This window comes from Streptomyces sp. NPDC041713, assembly GCF_055591085.1.
Genome location: NZ_JBVIZY010000002.1, coordinates 433,327 through 451,640 on the forward strand (window position 1 = coordinate 433,327; position 18,314 = coordinate 451,640).

Annotated in this window: 15 protein-coding genes; 9 read left to right on the forward strand and 6 right to left on the reverse strand. The window is 70.9% G+C overall.

Going from position 1 to position 18,314, the window contains the following annotated elements; translation table 11 throughout:
- Nucleotides 1-8: 8 nt before the first annotated feature.
- The 3 genes from fomD (at nt 9) to ACZ6CV_RS06790 (ending at nt 3,408) form a co-directional block, all read left to right on the forward strand.
- Complete coding sequence (fomD, locus tag ACZ6CV_RS06780) at nt 9-695, forward strand: cytidylyl-2-hydroxypropylphosphonate hydrolase (protein WP_469249893.1); 687 nt, start codon at nt 9-11, stop codon at nt 693-695.
- A 116-nt stretch (nt 696-811) separates the two neighbouring features.
- Complete coding sequence (locus ACZ6CV_RS06785; RefSeq protein WP_469249894.1) at nt 812-1,144, forward strand: hypothetical protein; 333 nt, start codon at nt 812-814, stop codon at nt 1,142-1,144.
- Between the two features lie 62 nt (nt 1,145-1,206).
- Nucleotides 1,207-3,408 (forward strand): SpoIIE family protein phosphatase, encoded by a 2,202-nt coding sequence (locus tag ACZ6CV_RS06790; RefSeq protein ID WP_469249895.1) that lies wholly within the window; start codon nt 1,207-1,209, stop codon nt 3,406-3,408.
- A 79-nt stretch (nt 3,409-3,487) separates the two neighbouring features.
- Here ACZ6CV_RS06790 and ACZ6CV_RS06795 read toward each other — a convergent pair whose 3' ends face one another.
- Nucleotides 3,488-5,740 carry a transglycosylase domain-containing protein gene (locus ACZ6CV_RS06795; RefSeq protein ID WP_469249896.1) on the reverse strand — a complete coding sequence of 751 codons (2,253 nt, stop codon included), beginning with the start codon at nt 5,738-5,740 and terminating at the stop codon, nt 3,488-3,490.
- A 238-nt stretch (nt 5,741-5,978) separates the two neighbouring features.
- Between ACZ6CV_RS06795 and ACZ6CV_RS06800 the strand changes: the two genes are divergently transcribed.
- The 3 genes from ACZ6CV_RS06800 to ACZ6CV_RS06810 are packed head-to-tail and all read left to right on the forward strand — an operon-like array spanning nt 5,979 to nt 9,603.
- Nucleotides 5,979-6,506 (forward strand): PadR family transcriptional regulator, encoded by a 528-nt coding sequence (locus ACZ6CV_RS06800; protein ID WP_359331342.1) that lies wholly within the window; start codon nt 5,979-5,981, stop codon nt 6,504-6,506.
- Nucleotides 6,503-7,189 (forward strand): ABC transporter ATP-binding protein, encoded by a 687-nt coding sequence (locus ACZ6CV_RS06805; protein ID WP_469249897.1) that lies wholly within the window; start codon nt 6,503-6,505, stop codon nt 7,187-7,189. Before ACZ6CV_RS06800 ends, ACZ6CV_RS06805 begins: the two co-directional genes overlap by 4 nt.
- The gene (locus ACZ6CV_RS06810; RefSeq protein WP_469249898.1) at nt 7,186-9,603 is read left to right on the forward strand and encodes an FtsX-like permease family protein; all 2,418 of its coding nucleotides are present in this window, start codon (nt 7,186-7,188) and stop codon (nt 9,601-9,603) included. The genes ACZ6CV_RS06805 and ACZ6CV_RS06810 overlap by 4 nt, the downstream gene beginning before the upstream one ends.
- Nucleotides 9,604-9,651: 48 nt before the next feature.
- Here ACZ6CV_RS06810 and ACZ6CV_RS06815 read toward each other — a convergent pair whose 3' ends face one another.
- Nucleotides 9,652-10,605, reverse strand: a complete 954-nt coding sequence (locus ACZ6CV_RS06815) for a LysR substrate-binding domain-containing protein (protein WP_362364146.1) — start codon at nt 10,603-10,605, stop codon at nt 9,652-9,654.
- A 133-nt stretch (nt 10,606-10,738) separates the two neighbouring features.
- Between ACZ6CV_RS06815 and ACZ6CV_RS06820 the strand changes: the two genes are divergently transcribed.
- Both ACZ6CV_RS06820 and ACZ6CV_RS06825 read left to right on the forward strand, forming a co-directional pair.
- Nucleotides 10,739-11,293, forward strand: coding sequence for a peroxiredoxin (locus ACZ6CV_RS06820; RefSeq protein ID WP_355803317.1), 555 nt, complete (start codon nt 10,739-10,741; stop codon nt 11,291-11,293).
- A gap of 15 nt (nt 11,294-11,308) precedes the next feature.
- A complete protein-coding gene (locus ACZ6CV_RS06825; protein ID WP_355803319.1) occupies nt 11,309-11,839 on the forward strand; it encodes an alkyl hydroperoxide reductase in 531 nt (176 codons plus the stop codon).
- A 69-nt stretch (nt 11,840-11,908) separates the two neighbouring features.
- On the opposite strand, the gene ACZ6CV_RS06830 is transcribed toward ACZ6CV_RS06825, so the two are convergent.
- From ACZ6CV_RS06830 to ACZ6CV_RS06845, 4 genes are all read right to left on the reverse strand, one after another.
- Entirely contained in the window at nt 11,909-13,372 is a 1,464-nt protein-coding gene (locus ACZ6CV_RS06830) for an AI-2E family transporter (RefSeq protein WP_469249899.1), read from the reverse strand.
- A 135-nt stretch (nt 13,373-13,507) separates the two neighbouring features.
- Nucleotides 13,508-14,227 carry an aggregation-promoting factor C-terminal-like domain-containing protein gene (locus ACZ6CV_RS06835; RefSeq protein WP_469249900.1) on the reverse strand — a complete coding sequence of 240 codons (720 nt, stop codon included), beginning with the start codon at nt 14,225-14,227 and terminating at the stop codon, nt 13,508-13,510.
- A 400-nt stretch (nt 14,228-14,627) separates the two neighbouring features.
- Nucleotides 14,628-15,950, reverse strand: a complete 1,323-nt coding sequence (locus tag ACZ6CV_RS06840; RefSeq protein ID WP_362364131.1) for a PhoH family protein — start codon at nt 15,948-15,950, stop codon at nt 14,628-14,630.
- 332 nt (nt 15,951-16,282) lie between these two features.
- A complete protein-coding gene (locus ACZ6CV_RS06845; protein ID WP_355803326.1) occupies nt 16,283-17,044 on the reverse strand; it encodes an isoprenyl transferase in 762 nt (253 codons plus the stop codon).
- A 129-nt stretch (nt 17,045-17,173) separates the two neighbouring features.
- Here ACZ6CV_RS06845 and mgrA point away from each other — a divergent pair, with 129 nt between their 5' ends.
- Complete coding sequence (mgrA, locus tag ACZ6CV_RS06850; RefSeq protein WP_469249901.1) at nt 17,174-18,211, forward strand: L-glyceraldehyde 3-phosphate reductase; 1,038 nt, start codon at nt 17,174-17,176, stop codon at nt 18,209-18,211.
- Nucleotides 18,212-18,314: the final 103 nt, after the last annotated feature.

Consider the following 18,314-nt stretch of genomic DNA (forward strand, 5'->3'; position numbering starts at 1 on the left):
ATCTGTCCATGACAGACCTCGACGGGAAGACGGCGGCCGGTGGCGGGGCGGAGCGGTGGGCGCCCGGGGACCACATCCTGTGGCGGTACCGGGAGAACTCCGGGCCCCGCGTGCACATCTGTCGCCCCGTCACCGTCGTGCGGGACACCGACGAGCTGCTCGCCGTCTGGATGGCGCCCGGCACCGAGTGCGTGAAGCCGGTGATCGCCGACGGGACGCCGCTGCACCGCGAGCCGCTCGCCACCCGCTACACCAAGCCGCGCGCGGTCCGCACCGGCCGCTGGTCCGGCACCGGCGTCCTCAAGCTCGCGCGGCCCCGCGACCCCTGGTCGGTCTGGCTCTTCTGGGACCCGGGCTGGCGGTTCAAGAACTGGTACGTGAACCTGGAGGAGCCGCGCGCCCGGTGGTCCGGCGGCGTCGACTCCGAGGACCACTTTCTGGACATCTCCGTGCGCCCGGACCGCAGCTGGCGCTGGCACGACGAGGACGAGTTCGAGCAGGCCCTCCGGGTGGGTCTGATGGGCGCCGACAAGGCCGCCGACGTACGCGCCGCCGGGCAGGCCGCACTTGACGTGATCGCGGCGTGGGGGGCGCCGTTTTCGGACGGCTGGCAGCACTGGCGTCCCGATCCGTCCTGGGTCGTACCGTCCCTTCCGGATGACTGGGACCGTACGCCCGCGCATGTGTCCTCATGAGACCCTTGATGCGCCCCCGTGGTTCAAACGTAGGATCGTCCTCCGCAAGGGCGCACAGCAGCAACTCCGTGCGTCCGCGCGGTGCCTGACAGGAAGTCATCGAGGGGCGGCAGAACGTGAGCGAGGACCGCAGAGGCCGGGCCGAGGCCTGTGACGCCATCGGGCAGCACGACGAACACGCCTTCCCGTACCAGGGGCGGGCCGCCCGCCGGCTGACCGGATCCGGCCGTACGGTGCTCGGCACGGACATCGCGGCGGGCATGCTGGACCTGGCCGGAAAGAACGTCCCGGCAGCCGGGTTCCGGCGGTCCATGGCCGGTGCCGATCCGGATGACGCGGCAATTCCGTTCCTGGGACAGCCAATCCGGGTATCCGGTTACCTGGTGGACGAGAGCAGGGGAGGCCCCGACCCCGAGCACCAGGTCTTTCCGCACTGCCGACGCGGCTGAGCAACGTGCAACGCTGGACGGCGCGCACGGCGCGCAGCCCCGGACGGACGGATTCAAAACGCGTGACGGAGCACCTCACCCCCCACGAGGGTCGCAAGGCACCAGCTGCCCGGCCGACCGCCCCCGCGGATCCCCGCGGGGCGCTGCTGCGTTCCCCCGAACCGCGGGAGGGCACCGGCGCGGGCGCCGGGTCGACGGCGCCGACGGCCGCGCGGGCATCCGCCGCCGCGCAGCCACCCCCACCGCAGACGTCCGCACCCCAGACGCCCGCACCGCAGACGCCCGCACCGCAGACACCCACCGCACAGGCATCCGCCGCCCGGACCCCGGCCGGCGACACGCGTTCGGAGGCGCCCGTGCCGTCCGGCGAGCACTCCCAGCCCTCGGCCGCCGAGCCCGACCCGCACCGGCCGCGCCCCGCGCCCGACAGCGGCGTGCCGGCACAGCCCGGCCCCGCACCGGACGGGTCCGCGGGACCGCCGGACGGCGAGGAGCGGCGCTCCGGGCTGCCCAGGCCGCCGGGTTCGGCTCCGGTGGCGATGCGGCGCGACGGCGACCGGCTGCGCTTCGTGGGCGCCGCGACCCGGCGCATCGCCCGCGGCATCGACCTCGACGAGATCGTGATGGGGCTGTGCCGGGCGACCGTGCCGACGTTCTCCGACGCGATCCTGGTCTATCTGCGCGACCCGCTGCCCGTCGGCGACGAGCGGCCGACCGGCCCGCTGGTCCTCCGGCTGCGCCGCTCCGACCGGCTGCGCTCCCTGGAGGAGGGCGGCGACGAGCCGGACACCGACGGCGCCGCCCCGCCCGCGCTGCAGGTGGTGCAGCCCGACATCGCCGATGTGATGGGCAGCGCCGAGCTGTGCGAGGTGCGGCCCGGCGGGGCGCTCGCCGAGGTGCTGCGCGGGGTGCGTCCGGTCTTCGCGGACTCGGCGGCGGCGCGCGCCGCGCTGCCCGAACTGCTCGGCGAGGGGCGCACCCTGCCCGGCGGCCAGCGGGCGATCCTCGCGCCGCTGCGGGGCCGGCGCCGGGTGATCGGCGCGGCCGTGTTCCTGCGCCGGCCCGACCGGCCCGCCTTCGAGGCGGACGACCTGTTGGTCGCCGCCCAGCTGGCCACGCACAGCGCGCTCGGCATCGACAAGGCCGTCCTGTACGGCCGCGAGGCGTACATCGCCGACGAGCTGCAGCGCACGATGCTGCCCGAGACCCTGCCCCGCCCGACCGGCGTGCGGCTCGCCTCGCGCTATCTGCCGGCCGCCGAGACGGCCCGGGTGGGCGGCGACTGGTACGACGCGATCCCGCTGCCCGGCAGCCGCGTCGCCCTGGTCGTGGGCGACGTCATGGGCCACTCCATGACCTCCGCCGCGATCATGGGCCAGCTCCGGACGACCGCGCAGACCCTCGCCGGGCTCGACCTGCCGCCCCAGGAGGTCCTGCACCACCTCGACGAGCAGGCCCAGCGGCTCGGCTCCGACCGCATGGCGACCTGCCTGTACGCGGTCTACGACCCGGTCTCGCACCGCATCACCATCGCCAACGCCGGCCACCCGCCGCCCGTCCTGCTGCACCTGGGCGGCCGCGCGGAGGTGCTCAGGGTTCCGCCGGGCGCCCCCATCGGCGTCGGCGGCGTCGACTTCGAGGCGGTGGAGCTGGACGCCCCCGCGGGCGCGACGCTGCTCCTGTACACGGACGGGCTCGTCGAGTCCCGGCTGCGCGACGTGTGGACGGGGATAGAGCAGCTGCGCGAACGGCTCGCCGCCACCGCCCAGTTGACCGGCCCCGACCACCCGCCGCCCCTGGAGGCGCTCTGCGACGAGGTGCTCGACATGCTCGGTCCGGGCGACCGGGACGACGACATCGCGCTGCTCGCCGCCCGCTTCGACGGGATCGCGCCGAGCGACGTCGCGTACTGGTTCCTGGAGCCGGAGAACGCGACGCCCTCCCGCGCCCGCCGCCTGGCCCGCAGCGCGCTGGTCCGCTGGGGCCTGGAGGAGCTGAGCGACTCGGTGGAGCTCCTCGTCAGCGAGGTCGTGACCAACGCCGTGCGGTACGCGTCGCGGCCGATCACCCTGCGGCTGCTGCGCACCGATGTACTGCGCTGCGAGGTCGGCGACGACGTCCCGCAGCTCCCCCGTCTGCGCAACGCTCGCGCCACGGACGAGGGCGGCCGCGGCCTGTACCTGGTCAACAAGATGGCGCGGCGCTGGGGAGCGACGCGGCTGAGCACGGGCAAGGTGGTCTGGTTCGAGCTGAACCGGAACTGAGCGGCCCGCCACGGTACGTACGAAGGCGCCCCGGACCTTGTTGGTCCGGGGCGCTTTCGCGTGCGGTCGTGTCGCGGGATCAGTCCCTGTGGAACAGGTCGTCGTCCGGATCCGGCGGGAGATCCGGCGAGGTGGTCGGATCCGGCTCGGTCGTCGGCGGCGGGACCGTCGGTGACTTGGTCGGCGACTTGGTGGGCGACTTGGTCGGCGTCTTGGTCGGGGTCTTCGTCGGCGTCTTGGTCGGTTCCTTGTCCGGCGTCGACGGGGTGCCCGACGGCTCCTTCGGGGCCTTCGACGTCGGGTCCGGGGGCGGCGCGACGGCCGCGCCCATGTCCGTGTCGAGGTCGAACTCGCTCGGCGAGCCCATGGCGTCGAAGGTGTACGCCGCCCAGATGTCGGCGGGGAAACTGCCGCCGTCGACGCGGGCGCGGCCGCCGGCGCCCTTCATGGAGACCTGCTTGTTCTTCTCCGGGGTGCCCGGGGCGCCCTCGCCGAACAGGCCGACGGAGGTGACCAGCTTCGGCGTGTAGCCCGTGAACCAGGCCGACTTGTTGTCGTCGGAGGTACCGGTCTTGCCGGCCACGTCCTGCGAGGGGTTGCGCACCGCACGACCCGTACCGTCGTCGACGACGCCGGTGAGCACCGAGGTCAGCGAGTCGGCGGTGCCGCGCTTGATGACCTCATCGCCGACCGGGTCGGGCAGGTCGACGGTGCGGTCCTTGTGCTCCACGGAACCGACCAGCGCCGGGGTGACCTTCTTGCCGTGGTTGTCGAGCGTGGCGTACACGCCCGCCATCTCCAGCGGGCTCGCGCCCATGGAGCCCAGGGTCTGGGCGGGCACCGCGGGCAGGCCCTCGACGTTCATGCCGAGCTTGCCCGCCATCTCCATGACCTTCGGCATCCCCACGTCGACGCCCATCTGCGCGAAGACGGAGTTGATGGACTTGTTCATCGCCTTCTGGACGGTGACGGGTCCGTAGCTGACGCCGTCCTCGTTCGGCGGTGCGAAGCCCACCTCGCTGCCCCGGACCGGGCGCTTGCTGGTGCCGTCGTAGATCGTGCCCGCCGTGATCGGCTTGCCGTCCTGCGTCGTGGCGCCGTCCTCCAGGGCGGCGGCGAGGATCAGCGGCTTGAAGGTGGAGGCCGACTGGTAGTCCCGCCGGGTGGCGTTGTTCGTGTAGTGCTTCACGTAGTCCTCGCCGCCGTACATGGCGAGGACCTTGCCGGTCTTCGGGTCGACGGACGCGGCGCCCGCCTGGACCCGCGCGTCGGCCTTGTTCTTCTTGCGGTCGAGCCGGTCGTTGAGCTTCTTGTCGACGGCCTTCTCGAGCTGCTTCTGCTTCTTGGGGTCGATGTTCAGCGTGACGGTGTAACCGCCCGCCTCGAACTCGGCCTCGCTGAGGTCGCTGTTGCGCAGGACCTCGCGCTTGGCCTCCTCCACGAGGTAGCCGATCTGGCCCTCGCGGCCGGGCGGCGCCTTGGGGGTCTCCGGCTTGGGGAACGTCAGCCCCTCCCGCGTCCCCGAGTCCAGCCAGTCCTCCTCGACCATGTTGTCGAGGACGTAGTTCCAGCGCGCCTTGACCAGCTTCCTGCCGGTCTGCGTCGCGGACGTCCAGTCGTACTGGCTGGGGGCCTGCAGCAGCGCGGCCAGGTAGGCGCCCTGCGACACGCTCAGCTTCTCGGCGTCGACGCCGTAGTAGGCCTGGGCGGCGGCCTGGATGCCGTAGGCGCCGCGGCCGTAGTAGCTGGTGTTGATGTAGCCCGCGAGGATGTCGTCCTTGCTCTTCTCGCGGTCGACCTTCAGCGAGACGACCAGTTCCTTCAGCTTGCGGGTGACGGTCTGGTCCTGGCTGAGGTAGTAGTTCTTCACGTACTGCTGGGTGATCGTCGAACCACCCTGCTTGCCCTTGCCGGTCACCGTGTTGATCAGACCGCGGGCCGTGCCCTTGAAGTCGACGCCCTCGTCCTTGTAGAAGGACTTGTTCTCGGCGGCGACGAAGGTCTTCTGGACGTCCTCGGGGACCTTGTCCAGGTCGACGATCTCGCGGTTCACGTCTCCGGTGCGGGCGATGACGTCGCCGTTGCTGTACTTGTAGACGTTGCTCTGCATCCGTGCCGCGGCGTTGCCCTTGGGGATGTCCACCACGAGGTACAGGACCACGAAGCCGAGCATGCCGAGAAGGCAGAACCCGAAGAACGTGCCGAGGATCTTCTTCCAGGTGAAGAAGCGGCGTATGCCGGTGCGCTTGGGCTTGCTCCGGCCTGACGGGCGCCCACGCGCTGCCCGGCGGGCACCGCGCTGCCGCGCTTGTCGTTCTTCGGCTCGGCCCATGACTGAGAGTGCTCCGCTTCCGTCTAGTTCTCATGCGTACGTCGAGTCAGCTCATGAAGCTAACACCGCAGCGTGGGACAAACTCCTGCCCATCCCGTCTTTTGCGGACGTGACAATGAGCACCTGCCCCCATGGAACCGACGATTCTGCGGCCGGGATGGTTGCCCGGAGTTCGCACAATTGAGCGCTGCACCGCGCGTATACACCGTGGGTATACACAGCGTGTAGAGTGCTCGGCATGTCCATTGGTCACACCCTTCTGGGTCTCCTGGAGTCCGGCCCCCGGCACGGCTACGACCTCAAGCGCGCCTTCGACGAGAAGTTCGGGCACGACAAGCCCCTGCACTACGGGCAGGTCTACTCGACCATGTCCCGGCTGCTGAAGAACGGCCTCGTCGAGGTCGACGGCATAGAGGCGGGCGGCGGTCCCGAGCGCAAGCGGTACGCGATCACCGACGCCGGCGTCACGGACGTCCAGCGGTGGCTGGCCACCCCGGAGAAGCCGGAGCCCTACCTCCAGTCGACCCTCTACACCAAGGTCGTCCTCGCCCTGCTCACCGGCCGGGACGCCGCCGAACTCCTCGACGTGCAGCGCGCCGAGCACCTGCGCCTGATGCGCATCCTCACCGACCGCAAACGCAAGGGCGACCTCGCCGACCAACTCGTCTGCGACCACGCGCTGTTCCATCTCGAAGCCGATCTGCGCTGGCTGGAGCTGGCCGCCGCGCGCCTCGGCAGGCTCGCCCAGGAGGTGCGCTCCGCATGACCCCCGCAGGTTCCCTTCTCGTGGCCCACGGACTCCGCAAGGCGTACGGCCCGACCACCGCGCTGGACGGCGCGGAATTCTCCATCCACCCGGGCGAGGTCGTCGCGGTCATGGGTCCTTCCGGCTCCGGAAAGTCGACCCTGCTGCACTGCCTCGCCGGGATCGTCCGGCCCGACGAGGGCTCCATCTCGTACGGCGGCCGCTCCCTGACCGGCATGTCCGACGCCGAGCTGAGCGCCCTGCGCCGCAGCGAGTTCGGCTTCGTCTTCCAGTTCGGACAGCTGGTGCCCGAGCTCACCTGTGTGGAGAACGTCGCGCTCCCGCTGCGGCTGAACGGCGTGAAGCGCAAGCCGGCCGAGGCGACCGCGCGCTCCTGGATGGAGCGCCTGGAGGTCGACGACGTCGCCGCCAAGCGGCCCGGCGAGGTCTCCGGCGGCCAGGGCCAGCGCGTCGCCGTGGCCCGCGCGCTCGCCACCTCCCCGCGCGTGGTCTTCGCCGACGAACCGACCGGCGCCCTGGACTCGCTCAACGGCGAGCGCGTCATGGAGCTCCTGACCGACGCCGCCCGCACGGCCAACGCGGCCGTCGTCCTGGTCACCCACGAGACCCGGGTCGCCGCCTACTCCGACCGCGAGATCGTCGTGCGCGACGGCAGGTCCCGCGACATGGAGCGGACCGCATGAGCGACACCCGGATACGCCCGAAGACCCCCGCCGCCGCGCCGGCCTCCCCCGCACCGACCGGTTCCGGCTCCACCGGCTGGCTGCGCGACCTGGGCATGGGCATGCGGTTCGCGGCGGGCGGCGGCCGCGAGGGCTGGATCCGTACGATCCTGACCGCCGTCGGCGTCGGCCTCGGCGTCGCCCTGCTGCTCGGCGCCGCCTCGGTGCCGAACCTGCTGCAGAACCGCGACGACCGGGCGTTCGCCCGCACGCCGCACGCGTCGATGGACGACAAGCCGCCGAAGGCGGGCGACACGACGGTCCTGGTGCGCGACACCGGCACCGTGTTCCGCGGCCGCACCGCCACCGGCATGTTCCTGAAGGCCGACGGCGCCCACCCCGTGCTGCCGCCGGGGCTCGACAAGATCCCCGGGCCCGGCGAGATGGTCGTCTCGCCCGCGTTGCGCGACCTGCTCGACGATCCGGCGAACCAGCTGCTCAAGGAGCGCTTCAGCGCCTACCGCCAGGTCGGCACCGTCGGCGAGGCGGGGCTGATGTCACCGCTCGAACTCCACTACTACCTGGGCGCCGGCACCCTCGCCCCGGACCACGGCGCCCATCGCGTGGCCCGCTTCGGCCAGGACGACTCCCTGCCGCTCGACCCGTTCCTGATGGCGCTCGTCGTCCTGATCTGCGTCGTCCTGCTCACCCCGGTGGCCATCTTCATCGGCACCGCGGTGCGCTTCGGCGGCGACCGGCGCGACCGGCGGCTCGCCGCGCTCCGCCTCGTCGGCGCGAGCACCCGGTCGGTGCGCAGGATCGCGGCGGGCGAGGCGCTGTTCGGCGCGCTGGTCGGGCTTGCCTTCGGCGCGGTGCTCTTCCTGCTGCTGCGCCGACTCGTCGGTGTCGTCGACCTGACCAACGTCAGCGCCTACCCGTCCGACATGACGCCCGAGCCCGCCCTGGCCGCGCTGATCGCGGTGGCCGTGCCGGTCTCCGCGGTCCTGGTGACGCTGATCTCGCTGCGCTCCGTCGCCATCGAACCGCTCGGCGTGGTCCGGGGCGGCAGGCAGCGCGGGCGCCGCCTGGGGTGGCGGGTGGCGCTGCCGGTCGTGGGCATCGGCATCCTGCTCCTCTCCGGCCGCATCGACCGGGAGGCGTCGAACTCCGCCGTCGACGTGCCCGCGATCGCCGTGGGCTCGGCGCTCGCCCTGATCGGGCTCAGCGCGCTGCTGCCCTGGCTCGTCGAGGCCGCCGTGGGGCGGCTGCGCGGCGGCCCCGTACCGTGGCAGCTCGCCGTGCGCAGGCTGCAGTTGACGTCCGGAACGGCGTCCCGCGCGGTCAGCGGGATCACCGTGGCGGTGGCCGGCGCGGTGGCGCTGCAGATGATGTTCGCGTCCATGCACGACGACTTCAACCAGATCACCGGGCAGGACACCACCCGCGCCCAGCTCACGGTCCGCAGCATGACCGGCAACGGCGCCCTCGCCCAGCGGATGATCGACGACTTCGCCGGGACCAAGGGCGTCACCAAGGTCATCGGGACCGTGCAGGCCTACGTCACCCGGCCCGGCGACAAGAAGGTCAGGGACATCAGGCCCACCACGGAGCTGACCGTCGGCACCTGCGCGACCCTGCGCGAACTGGCGGACCTCGGCTCCTGCAAGGACGGCGACACCTTCGTCTCGCACACGGGCAGCCGGGAGCAGAACGACTGGGTGGACACGACCGCGCGCCCCGGCAAGCCGGTCAACGTCGGTGCCGACCCCGACTTCACCAAGGGGGCGAAGCAGGTCCTGTGGACGCTGCCGAAGAACTCGCCCACCGTGCGGGCCAGGCCCAACCCGTCCGGCACGAAGCTGGACGGCATCTTCGCCACGCCCGGCGCGGTCGACATCGGCAGGCTGGCGGACGCCTCGACGAGCTCGTGGGTCAAGCTCGACCCTAAGGAGCCGGACGCCGAGGAGTACGTGCGCAACGCCGCGGCCCGCATCAGCCCCTTCCTCGGCGTGGACTCGATGAAGGCGGTCGACCGCGACAAGCAGTACGCGTCCATCGCGCGCGGTCTGCAGATCGGCGCGAGCGTCACGATGGCGCTGATCGCGGCGTCCATGCTGGTGTCGATGATCGAGCAACTGCGCGAGCGCAAGCGGCTGTTGGCGGCCCTCACGGCGTTCGGCACGCGCCGCTCGTCGATGGCGTGGTCGCTGCTCTGGCAGACGGCGATCCCGGTCGCCCTGGGGCTTGCCCTCGCGATCGGCGGCGGCCTCGGCCTCGGCGTGGTCATGACCCGCATGATCGACAAGCAGGTCACCGACTGGTGGTCGTTCGTGCCGCTGACGGGCGCGGGCGCGGCGATGGTCGCGGCCGTGACGCTGCTGAGCCTGCCGCCGCTGCGCCGGATGATGCGGCCGGACGGGCTGCGTACGGAGTAACCGCCGCCGTACGACAGCGCGTTGCCGCCGGCCGCTGCCGGTGCGGAATCACACCACCCGCACCGGCAGCGGCCGCACCGCCTCCTTCAAGGCGGCGGCCAGCTCCTCGTACTCGGCGGCCCGCGCGGCCCCCGTGCGCATCGCGAGCGCGATCCGCCGAGTCGGGGCGGGGTCGGCGAAGTACCCGGTCAAGAGCTGGTTGCTGCGCGTCGTCTCCACGCGTACGGCGGTGCGCGGAAGGAGCGTCACGCCGAGCCCGCCCGCGACCAGCTGGACAAGCGTGGAGAGCCCCGCGGCCGTCGTCGTGACGGGCGCGTCGGCCCGGCCCGCCTCCCGGCAGATGTCGAGTGCCTGGTCGCGCAGGCAGTGCCCCTCGTCCAGGAGCAGCAGGTTGAGCTCCTTGAGCGCCTCGCGGGGGATGCCCTCGCGGCCGCCGAGCCAGTGGTCGAGCGGGGTGACGAGCACGAAGTCCTCGTCGAAGAGCGGCAGTTCACTCACCCCGGGCACACCGAGCGGCACGGCGAGCAGCAGCAGGTCGAGGCGTCCGGCGGTGAGGCCCTCCAGGAGGGTGGCGGTCTGCTCCTCGTGCACCTGGAGGTCGAGGTCCGGGTACTTCTCGTGGACCAGGGTGATCAGCGTCGGCAGCAGATACGGCGCGACGGTCGGGATCACGCCGAGCCGCAGCGCGCCGGTGAACGGCGCCTTGACCGCGTCGGCCTCCTCCATGAGCGCCTCGACCTCGTCGAGGACCGCCCTGACGCGCAGGGCGAGCCGCTCCCCGGCGGGCGAGAGCAGCACCTTGCGGGTCGTCCGCTCCAGGAGCCTGACACCCAGTGCCTCCTCCAGCGCGGCGACGGCCCCGGAGAGGGCCGGCTGGCTCATCCCGATCGAGGACGCGGCGTCCCGGAAGTGCAGATGCTCGGCCACCGCGGCGAAGGCCCGCAGCTGCGCCAGGCTCGGCTGCTTGCCGTTGGTCTGCTTGCCCCTATTTATGGCTCGCACTGATAACTACCTCCGATCAACACGACCCACTCTAGCTATTTCCCTAATCAATGCACCCTGTGCCACCATCGACATCAGTCCAACCCCACAGGAAACTCCCCAAAAGGGATTTTCTTCGTCGCAAGGAGTACGTGTGCTCACTGTCGGTGACAAGTTCCCCGAGTTCGACCTGACCGCCTGTGTCTCGCTGGAGCAGGGCCAGGAGTTCGAGCAGATCAACCACAAGACCTACGAGGGCAAGTGGAAGATCGTCTTCGCGTGGCCCAAGGACTTCACCTTCGTGTGCCCGACCGAGATCGCGGCCTTCGGCAAGCTGAACGACGAGTTCGCCGACCGTGACGCCCAGATCCTCGGCTTCTCCGGTGACTCCGAGTTCGTGCACCACGCCTGGCGCAAGGACCACCCGGACCTGACGGACCTGCCCTTCCCGATGCTGGCCGACTCGAAGCACGAGCTCATGCGTGACCTCGGCATCGAGGGCGAGGACGGCTTCGCGCAGCGCGCCGTCTTCATCGTCGACCAGAACAACGAGATCCAGTTCACGATGGTGACCGCCGGTTCCGTGGGCCGTAACCCCAAGGAGGTTCTGCGGGTCCTCGACGCCCTGCAGACCGACGAGCTGTGCCCGTGCAACTGGAGCAAGGGCGACGAGACCCTCGACCCGGTCGCGCTGCTCTCCGGCGAGTGAACAGGAGCCTCTGACATGGCACTCGACGAACTGAAGTCCGCCGTTCCGGACTACGCCAAGGACCTCCGCCTGAACCTGGGCTCGGTCATCGGCAACAGCGACCTGCCGCAGCAGCAGCTGTGGGGCACCGTGCTGGCCTGCGCCATCGCGTCCCGCTCCCCGAAGGTGCTGCGCGAGCTGGAGCCCGAGGCGAAGGCGAACCTCTCCCCCGAGGCGTACACCGCCGCCAAGTCGGCCGCCGCCGTCATGGCGATGAACAACGTCTTCTACCGCACGCGCCACCTGCTCTCCGACCCGGAGTACGGGACGATGCGCGCCGGTCTGCGGATGAACGTCATCGGCAACCCGGGCGTCGAGAAGGTCGACTTCGAGCTGTGGTCCCTCGCGGTCTCCGCGATCAACGGCTGCGGCCAGTGCCTGGACTCGCACGAGCAGGTCCTGCGCAAGGCCGGCGTCGACCGCGAGACGATCCAGGAGGCCTTCAAGGTCGCCGCGGTCATCCAGGCCGTGGGCGTCACGCTGGACTCCGAGGCGCACCTCGCGTAGCGCTCGTCGCTCATACGTGTGTGGGGCCCGGAACCTGTTGGTTCCGGGCCCCACACACGTATGTACGGATCACTCCCGGGGGTCGCCGGGCGGCTCGGGAGCGGGGGCGGGGGCGGCCTCCTGCGGTATGGCCGGGGAGACGGCCGGGTCCGGGGAAGCGGCCGGGTCCGGGGTCTTCGTGGCGGAGGAGTGCGCGGTCGAGGAGTCCAGCGCCGTCGCGCCCCGCGGCTGCGGCGCCTGCTTGAGGGCCGCCTCACGCGCGTACGACCGCAGATAGCCGACGACCGTGTTGGTGACCGCGACCAGCGGCACCGCCACGACCGCGCCGCCGACACCGGCGACCATGCCGCCCGCGGCGACGGACAGGATCACCGCCAGCGGATGCACCCGCACCGCGCGGCCGAGGATGAACGGCTGCAGGATGTGCCCCTCGATCTGCTGCACCGCGAGGACCACCGCCAGCGCCATCACGGCCGTGAACACGCCCTGCGTGACCAGCGCGACGACCACCGCGAGGGCGCCGGAGACCACGGCGCCGACCAGCGGCACGAACGCGGCCAGGAAGATGATGACGGCGAGCGGCACCGCCATCGGCACGCCGAGGAAGTAGATGCCGAGGCCGATGAAGATGGCGTCGATCAGGGCCACTATCACCGTGCCGCGCACATAGGCGGTGAGCGTGCGCCAGGCCCGCGGGCCCGCGCCCGCGATGCCGGGCCGCGCCTGGGCGGGCATCAGCTTCAGGAACCACTGCCAGATGCGCTTGCCGTCGTACAGCAGGAAGAGCGTCGAGAACATCGCGAGCAGGATGCCGGTCAGCATCTCGACGATGACCGTGACGCCTTCCAGACCCGCGGAGGTGAGCTCCTCGGTGTTGGAGCCGACCGCGTCGCGCAGGCTCTTGGCGATGTCGTTGATCTGGTCCTCGGTCACGTGGAACGGGCTGTTGAGGAGCCACTTGCGCAGATCCTCGATGCCGTCCTGGACCTGCCGGGACAGTTCGTCGGCGTTCTCCATGACCTGCCAGACCACGAACCAGCCGACCAGGCCCATGATGACGAAGCCGAGGATCGCGGTGACCGCCGTCGCGAGGCCGCGCGGCAGACCGAGCCGCCGCAGCCGGGCCACGGTGGGCTGCAGCAGCGCGGTGATCAGGAGCGCGGCCACGAAGGCGAGCACGACCAGCTGGACCGCGCTGATGACCTTCATCAGGACCCAGAGGGTGCCCGCGAGGACGAGGAGGCGCCAGCCGGCCTCGGCCGCGACCCGCATGCCCCACGGGATGGAGGCGACGGGGTCGGGGCGGGCCGCTATGGCCGGCGCGTACGCGGGCGGCGCCGGCACGTGCTCGTGGTCGCCGTACTCCGCGTGATCCCCGTGGTCCCCGTGACCCCTGTGGTCTCTGTGGGAGGGGTCGCTCGACTCGTCGGTGTCCGAGTCGGCGTCCCGGTCGCGGCGCTTCTCGTCCAACCGCTCACCCATACTGCTCAGTCCGGCGCCGAGCCGGCCGAGCCACCCTGGCACTCGCGACATGATCCGTCCTCTACCCCCGTCTTTCCTCACCACTCCCCCCTGGAGCCGTCCGGACCGACCGTACACGGCGAAGCCCCCCACCGAAGGACGGTGAGGGGCCTCTGAAGGTTGCGTGCGGGTACGGCCCGACGCGGCCTAGTACCAGCTGTTCGCCTGCCAGAAGTTCCAGGCTCCGCACGGGCTGCCGTAGCGGTCGTTCATGTACCCGAGGCCCCACTTGATCTGCGTGGCCGGGTTGGTCTGCCAGTCGGCGCCCGCCGAGGCCATCTTGGAACCGGGCAGCGCCTGGACGAGGCCGTAGGCGCCCGAACCGGCGTTGGTGGCCTTGTAGTTCCACGTGGACTCGTGGTTGACGATGTTGCTGAAGCACTGGAACTGGTCCCCGGGGACCATCTGCCGTGCCATCGCCTGGACCTGAGCGACCGTGTAGGAGCCCTGCGGCTTGAAGCTGGAGGCGTCGCGGGCGGAGGAGCGGCTGGCCTTGGTCTCGGCCTTCTCCTCACGCTCCTTCTTGAGCGCGGCCTTCTTGGCCGCCTCTTCCTTCTCCGCGGCCTTCTGCTTCTCGATCGCCGAGGCGGCGGCCTGCTTGCGGGCCTCCTCCGCGGCGGTCTTCTTCGCGGTGGTGTCGGCGGCCATGGCCTGCGCGTCGGCCTGCTGCGTCAGGGACGCGGTCTGGACCTGGGCCTGCTGACCCGCGGGGATGTCTGCGAGGAGCGTCGCGTCGCTTGCCGCTGCCTCGATGTCGTTCGAGCTCGAGGGCTGGGTGTTGCCCGAGGCGACACCCACGACAGCGCCGACGGTGGTGACCGCGGTGGCGGATGCCACGGCGAATCCCCGGACCGAAATCCGGCTCACACGGTTTTCCTTCCAGCATCGCCCGCATAGGTGACCTCGCGGACGCAATCGTGCCCCTGGCACTGGCCTCCGCTTGCGATCGGTCACGGGAGGCACGGACCCGGTGGACAACTCCCGTGCGGGGAGCGCCGCGTGGTGCTTCGGGCGGCATGCGACGGCCACTATGAAGTTCTGAGGTTTCGTACCGCTGGGGGTACACGTGTGTCGCATGCGGGGCCTGACAGGACCCAGACTCTGCCCCAGCCGGACACCGCGAGGCAATTCTCCGTTGCGTGGGAAAGCTCACACCCCGTTTGCCCCAGGAGTTTTTCGGAAAGAGGCGCACACCGCGACGCCGCCCGGCTAGGCTCCTTCGCTTTGCCGGGCGGCGCCAACTACGGTGCAATTGCCGTGATCTGACTCAGAGGCTGCCGTCCTCCAGCATTTCGGTCACCAGGGCCGCGATCTGCGAACGCTCCGACCGCGTCAGCGTGACGTGCGCGAAGAGCGGATGGCCCTTCAGCTTCTCGACGACGGCGACCACTCCGTCGTACCGCCCGACGCGGAGGTTGTCGCGCTGGGCCACGTCATGGGTCAGGACGACACGGGAGTTCGCCCCGATCCGGGACAACACGGTCAACAGGACGTTCCGCTCCAGGGATTGCGCCTCGTCCACGATCACGAACGCGTCGTGCAGCGAGCGTCCGCGGATGTGGGTGAGCGGCAGCACCTCGAGCATCCCGCGCGCCGTGATCTCCTCGATGACCTCTTTTCCGGCCACCGAACCCAGGGTGTCGAAGACCGCCTGCGCCCAGGGGCCCATCTTCTCGGCCTCGGTGCCGGGCAGATAGCCGAGCTCCTGCCCGCCCACCGCGTACAGCGGCCGGAAGACCATCACCTTCTGGTGCTGGCGGCGTTCCAGGACCGCCTCCAGGCCCGCGCAGAGCGCGAGCGCCGACTTGCCGGTGCCGGCCCGGCCGCCCATCGAGACGATGCCGACGTCCGGGTCGAGGAGCAGATCGAGCGCGATCCGCTGCTCGGCGCTGCGGCCCTTGATGCCGAAGGCCTCGCGGTCCCCGCGCACCAGCCGGACGTTTCCCTCGGCCGTCACCCGGCCGAGGGCCTTGCCGCGCTCCGACTGGATGGTGAGGCCCGTGTGCACGGGCAGGTCGGCCGCCTCGGGCACGTACAGGGTCTCCTCCTCGAAGAGGAGGTCCACCTGTTCGGCCGAAAGGGTCAGTTCGGACATCCCGGTCCAGCCGGAGTCCGTGATGGCGAGTTCGGCGCGGTACTCCTCGGCGAGCAGCCCCACCGACGAGGCCTTGATCCTGAGCGGCAGGTCCTTGGAGACGACGGTGACGTCGTACCCCTCCGCCTGCAGGTTGCGCGCCACGGCGAGAATCCGCGAGTCGTTGTCCCCCAACCGGTAGCCGGCCGGGAGCACGCCGGGATCGGAGTGGTTGAGCTCGACGCGCAGCGAACCGCCCAGGTCCCCGATCGGAATCGGGGCGTCCAGGCGCCCGTGCCGGATGCGGAAGTCGTCCAGCAGGCGCAGCGCCTGCCGGGCGAAGTAGCCGAGCTCCGGATGGTGCCGCTTGGCCTCCAGCTCCGTCACCACGACGACGGGCAGCACGACTTCGTGCTCGTCGAAGCGGGTCAGGGCGTTCGGGTCGGCCAGCAGGACGCTGGTGTCGAGAACATAGGTGCGCCTGTCGGGCATGCGGCGCTTTGTGCTGGTCACCACGGAAGGACGTACCCCCTCGGATGAGGTCGGGGAGCGACGGGAGGGATGCCGGGTGCGATCCGGCGGGTGTGAGCCGGACCGGTCACGGGCCGCGATGCGCGGGCCGAGCGCCGGCCCTCCACGTCGCCCGTGCTGCTCACACGGTCGTCCTGGTGCAAAGGGCCTCCCGGGCGGACGACCCATGCCGTCCGCTGAGATACGACGTCCCTGTCGGATACTGCTGAGACGTCGACCTGGAAGGCTTATTCCCTCGAACAAGCGCAGCCATGCCAGGGCATATGACGACGCGTTGGTTAACTCCGGGTGACCCCGACCTCAGGAGGTGGTGCGGGTCAGCCGCCGTAGCGCCGGTGGCGGGCCGCGTAGTCGCGCAGCGCGCGCAGGAAGTCGACCTTGCGGAAGGCCGGCCAGAAGACTTCGCAGAAGTAGTACTCGGAGTGGGCCGACTGCCAGAGCATGAACCCGGACAGACGCTGCTCACCACTCGTTCGGATCACCAGGTCGGGGTCCGGCTGGCCGCTGGTGTAGAGGTGCTTGGAGATGAGGTCGACGTCGACGCTCTCGGCGATGTCCTCCAGGCTGGTGCCCTTGTCCGCGTGGTCGAGGAGCAGCGAGCGGACCGCGTCGGCGATCTCCTGGCGGCCGCCGTAGCCGACGGCGACGTTGACCAGTATCCCGGTGTTGTGGCGGGTCGCCTCTTCGGCTTCCTTCATCACCCGCTGGGTGTGGCCCGGCAGCAGGTCGAGCGCGCCGACGTGGTGCACGCGCCAGCGGCCGTCGGCGACGAGCGAGCGGACGGTGGCCTCGATGATGCCGAGGAGCGGGGTCAGCTCGTCCTCGGGCCGGTCGAAGTTGTCGGTGGAGAGCATCCACAGGGTGACGACCTCGACGTCCGTCTCCGCGCACCAGCCGAGGAACTCCTCGATCTTGTGTGCGCCCGCCTGGTGGCCCTCCGCGGTGGTCCCGCCCGCGGCCTTCGCCCAGCGGCGGTTGCCGTCGAGGATGACCCCGATGTGCTTGGGCACCTGGTCGTGGTCGAGGCGGCCTTCCACCCGGCGTGCGTAAAGTCCGTACACCAGGTCGCGCAGGTTCACGTGTGTCAGCCTCCAGCAGATGGCGGTCCTCAAGGGGCGCGCCCAGAGCAACCCCGAGGGCGACACCCTACCGCCGCTCGAGCGTCCCTCCACAGTCGGGGCGCATGGCGCTCAAGTAGCTTCGTCCCCATGAACGACACGTCTCTGTACCGCGCGGCATCGGACCGCTACGACTCGATGGAGTACCGGCGGACGGGCCGCAGCGGCCTCAAGCTGCCCGCGGTCTCCCTCGGTCTGTGGCACAACTTCGGTGACGACAAGCCCCTCGAATCGCAGCGCGCGATCCTGCGCCGCGCCTTCGACCTGGGCGTCACCCACTTCGACCTGGCCAACAACTACGGTCCGCCGGCCGGCTCCGCGGAGCTCAACTTCGGCAAGATCTTCGCGCAGGACTTCGCCGCGTACCGCGACGAGCTGGTCCTGTCGACCAAGGCCGGCTACCTCATGCACCCCGGCCCGTACGGCGAGTGGGGCAGCCGGAAATATCTGCTGTCGTCGTTGGACGCGTCGCTCGCTCGGATGGGCGTCGACTACGTCGACATCTTCTACTCCCACCGCTTCGACCCGGACACGCCGCTCGAGGAGACGATGGGCGCCCTCGCCTCGGCCGTCCAGCAGGGCAAGGCGCTGTACGTGGGCGTCTCCTCGTACAACAGCGAGCAGACCGCCCAGGCGGCGCGCCTGCTGCGGGAGATGGGCGTGCCGGCCCTCATCCACCAGCCGTCCTACTCGATGATCAACCGCTGGACGGAGGAGGACGGGCTGCTCGACACGCTGGAGCAGGCCGGCATGGGCTGCATCTCCTTCGTGCCGCTCGCCCAGGGGCTGCTGACGAACAAGTATCTGAAGGGCATCCCGGAGGGTTCGCGCGCGACGCAGGGCAAGTCGCTCGACCCGGAGCTGCTGAGCGACGAGGTGGTACGTCGCCTCAACGGCCTGAACGACATCGCGGCCGCCCGCGGCCAGTCGCTCGCCCAGCTCGCCCTGAACTGGGTGCTGCGCGACGAGCGGATGACCTCCGCGCTGATCGGCGCGTCCAGCGTCAAGCAGTTGGAGGAGAACGTGGCGGCGCTGACGGGTCCGAAGCTGACGGAGGACGAGCTGTCCGCGATCGACACGTTCGCGGTGTCGACGCCGGGCACCAACATCTGGGCCGGACGGGGCTGACGCGCGCGGGCGCGGGGGCCCGGACGTGAGGGAGCCCCGGACGTGAGGGAGCCCCGGACCGGAGTGGTTACGGTCCGGGGCTCCGAGGTCTCCGGGCGTCCGG

Excerpts from the sequence above, each read along its gene's own strand:
- fomD (WP_469249893.1), top strand. The coding sequence starts at position 9 with ATGACAGACCTCGACGGGAAGACGGCGGCCGGTGGCGGGGCGGAGCGG.
- ACZ6CV_RS06795 (WP_469249896.1), bottom strand. The coding sequence starts at position 5,740 with ATGGGCCGAGCCGAAGAACGACAAGCGCGGCAGCGCGGTGCCCGCCGG.
- ACZ6CV_RS06800 (WP_359331342.1), top strand. The coding sequence starts at position 5,979 with ATGTCCATTGGTCACACCCTTCTGGGTCTCCTGGAGTCCGGCCCCCGG.
- ACZ6CV_RS06805 (WP_469249897.1), top strand. The coding sequence starts at position 6,503 with ATGACCCCCGCAGGTTCCCTTCTCGTGGCCCACGGACTCCGCAAGGCG.
- ACZ6CV_RS06810 (WP_469249898.1), top strand. The coding sequence starts at position 7,186 with ATGAGCGACACCCGGATACGCCCGAAGACCCCCGCCGCCGCGCCGGCC.
- ACZ6CV_RS06825 (WP_355803319.1), top strand. The coding sequence starts at position 11,309 with ATGGCACTCGACGAACTGAAGTCCGCCGTTCCGGACTACGCCAAGGAC.
- ACZ6CV_RS06830 (WP_469249899.1), bottom strand. The coding sequence starts at position 13,372 with ATGTCGCGAGTGCCAGGGTGGCTCGGCCGGCTCGGCGCCGGACTGAGC.
- mgrA (WP_469249901.1), top strand. The coding sequence starts at position 17,174 with ATGAACGACACGTCTCTGTACCGCGCGGCATCGGACCGCTACGACTCG.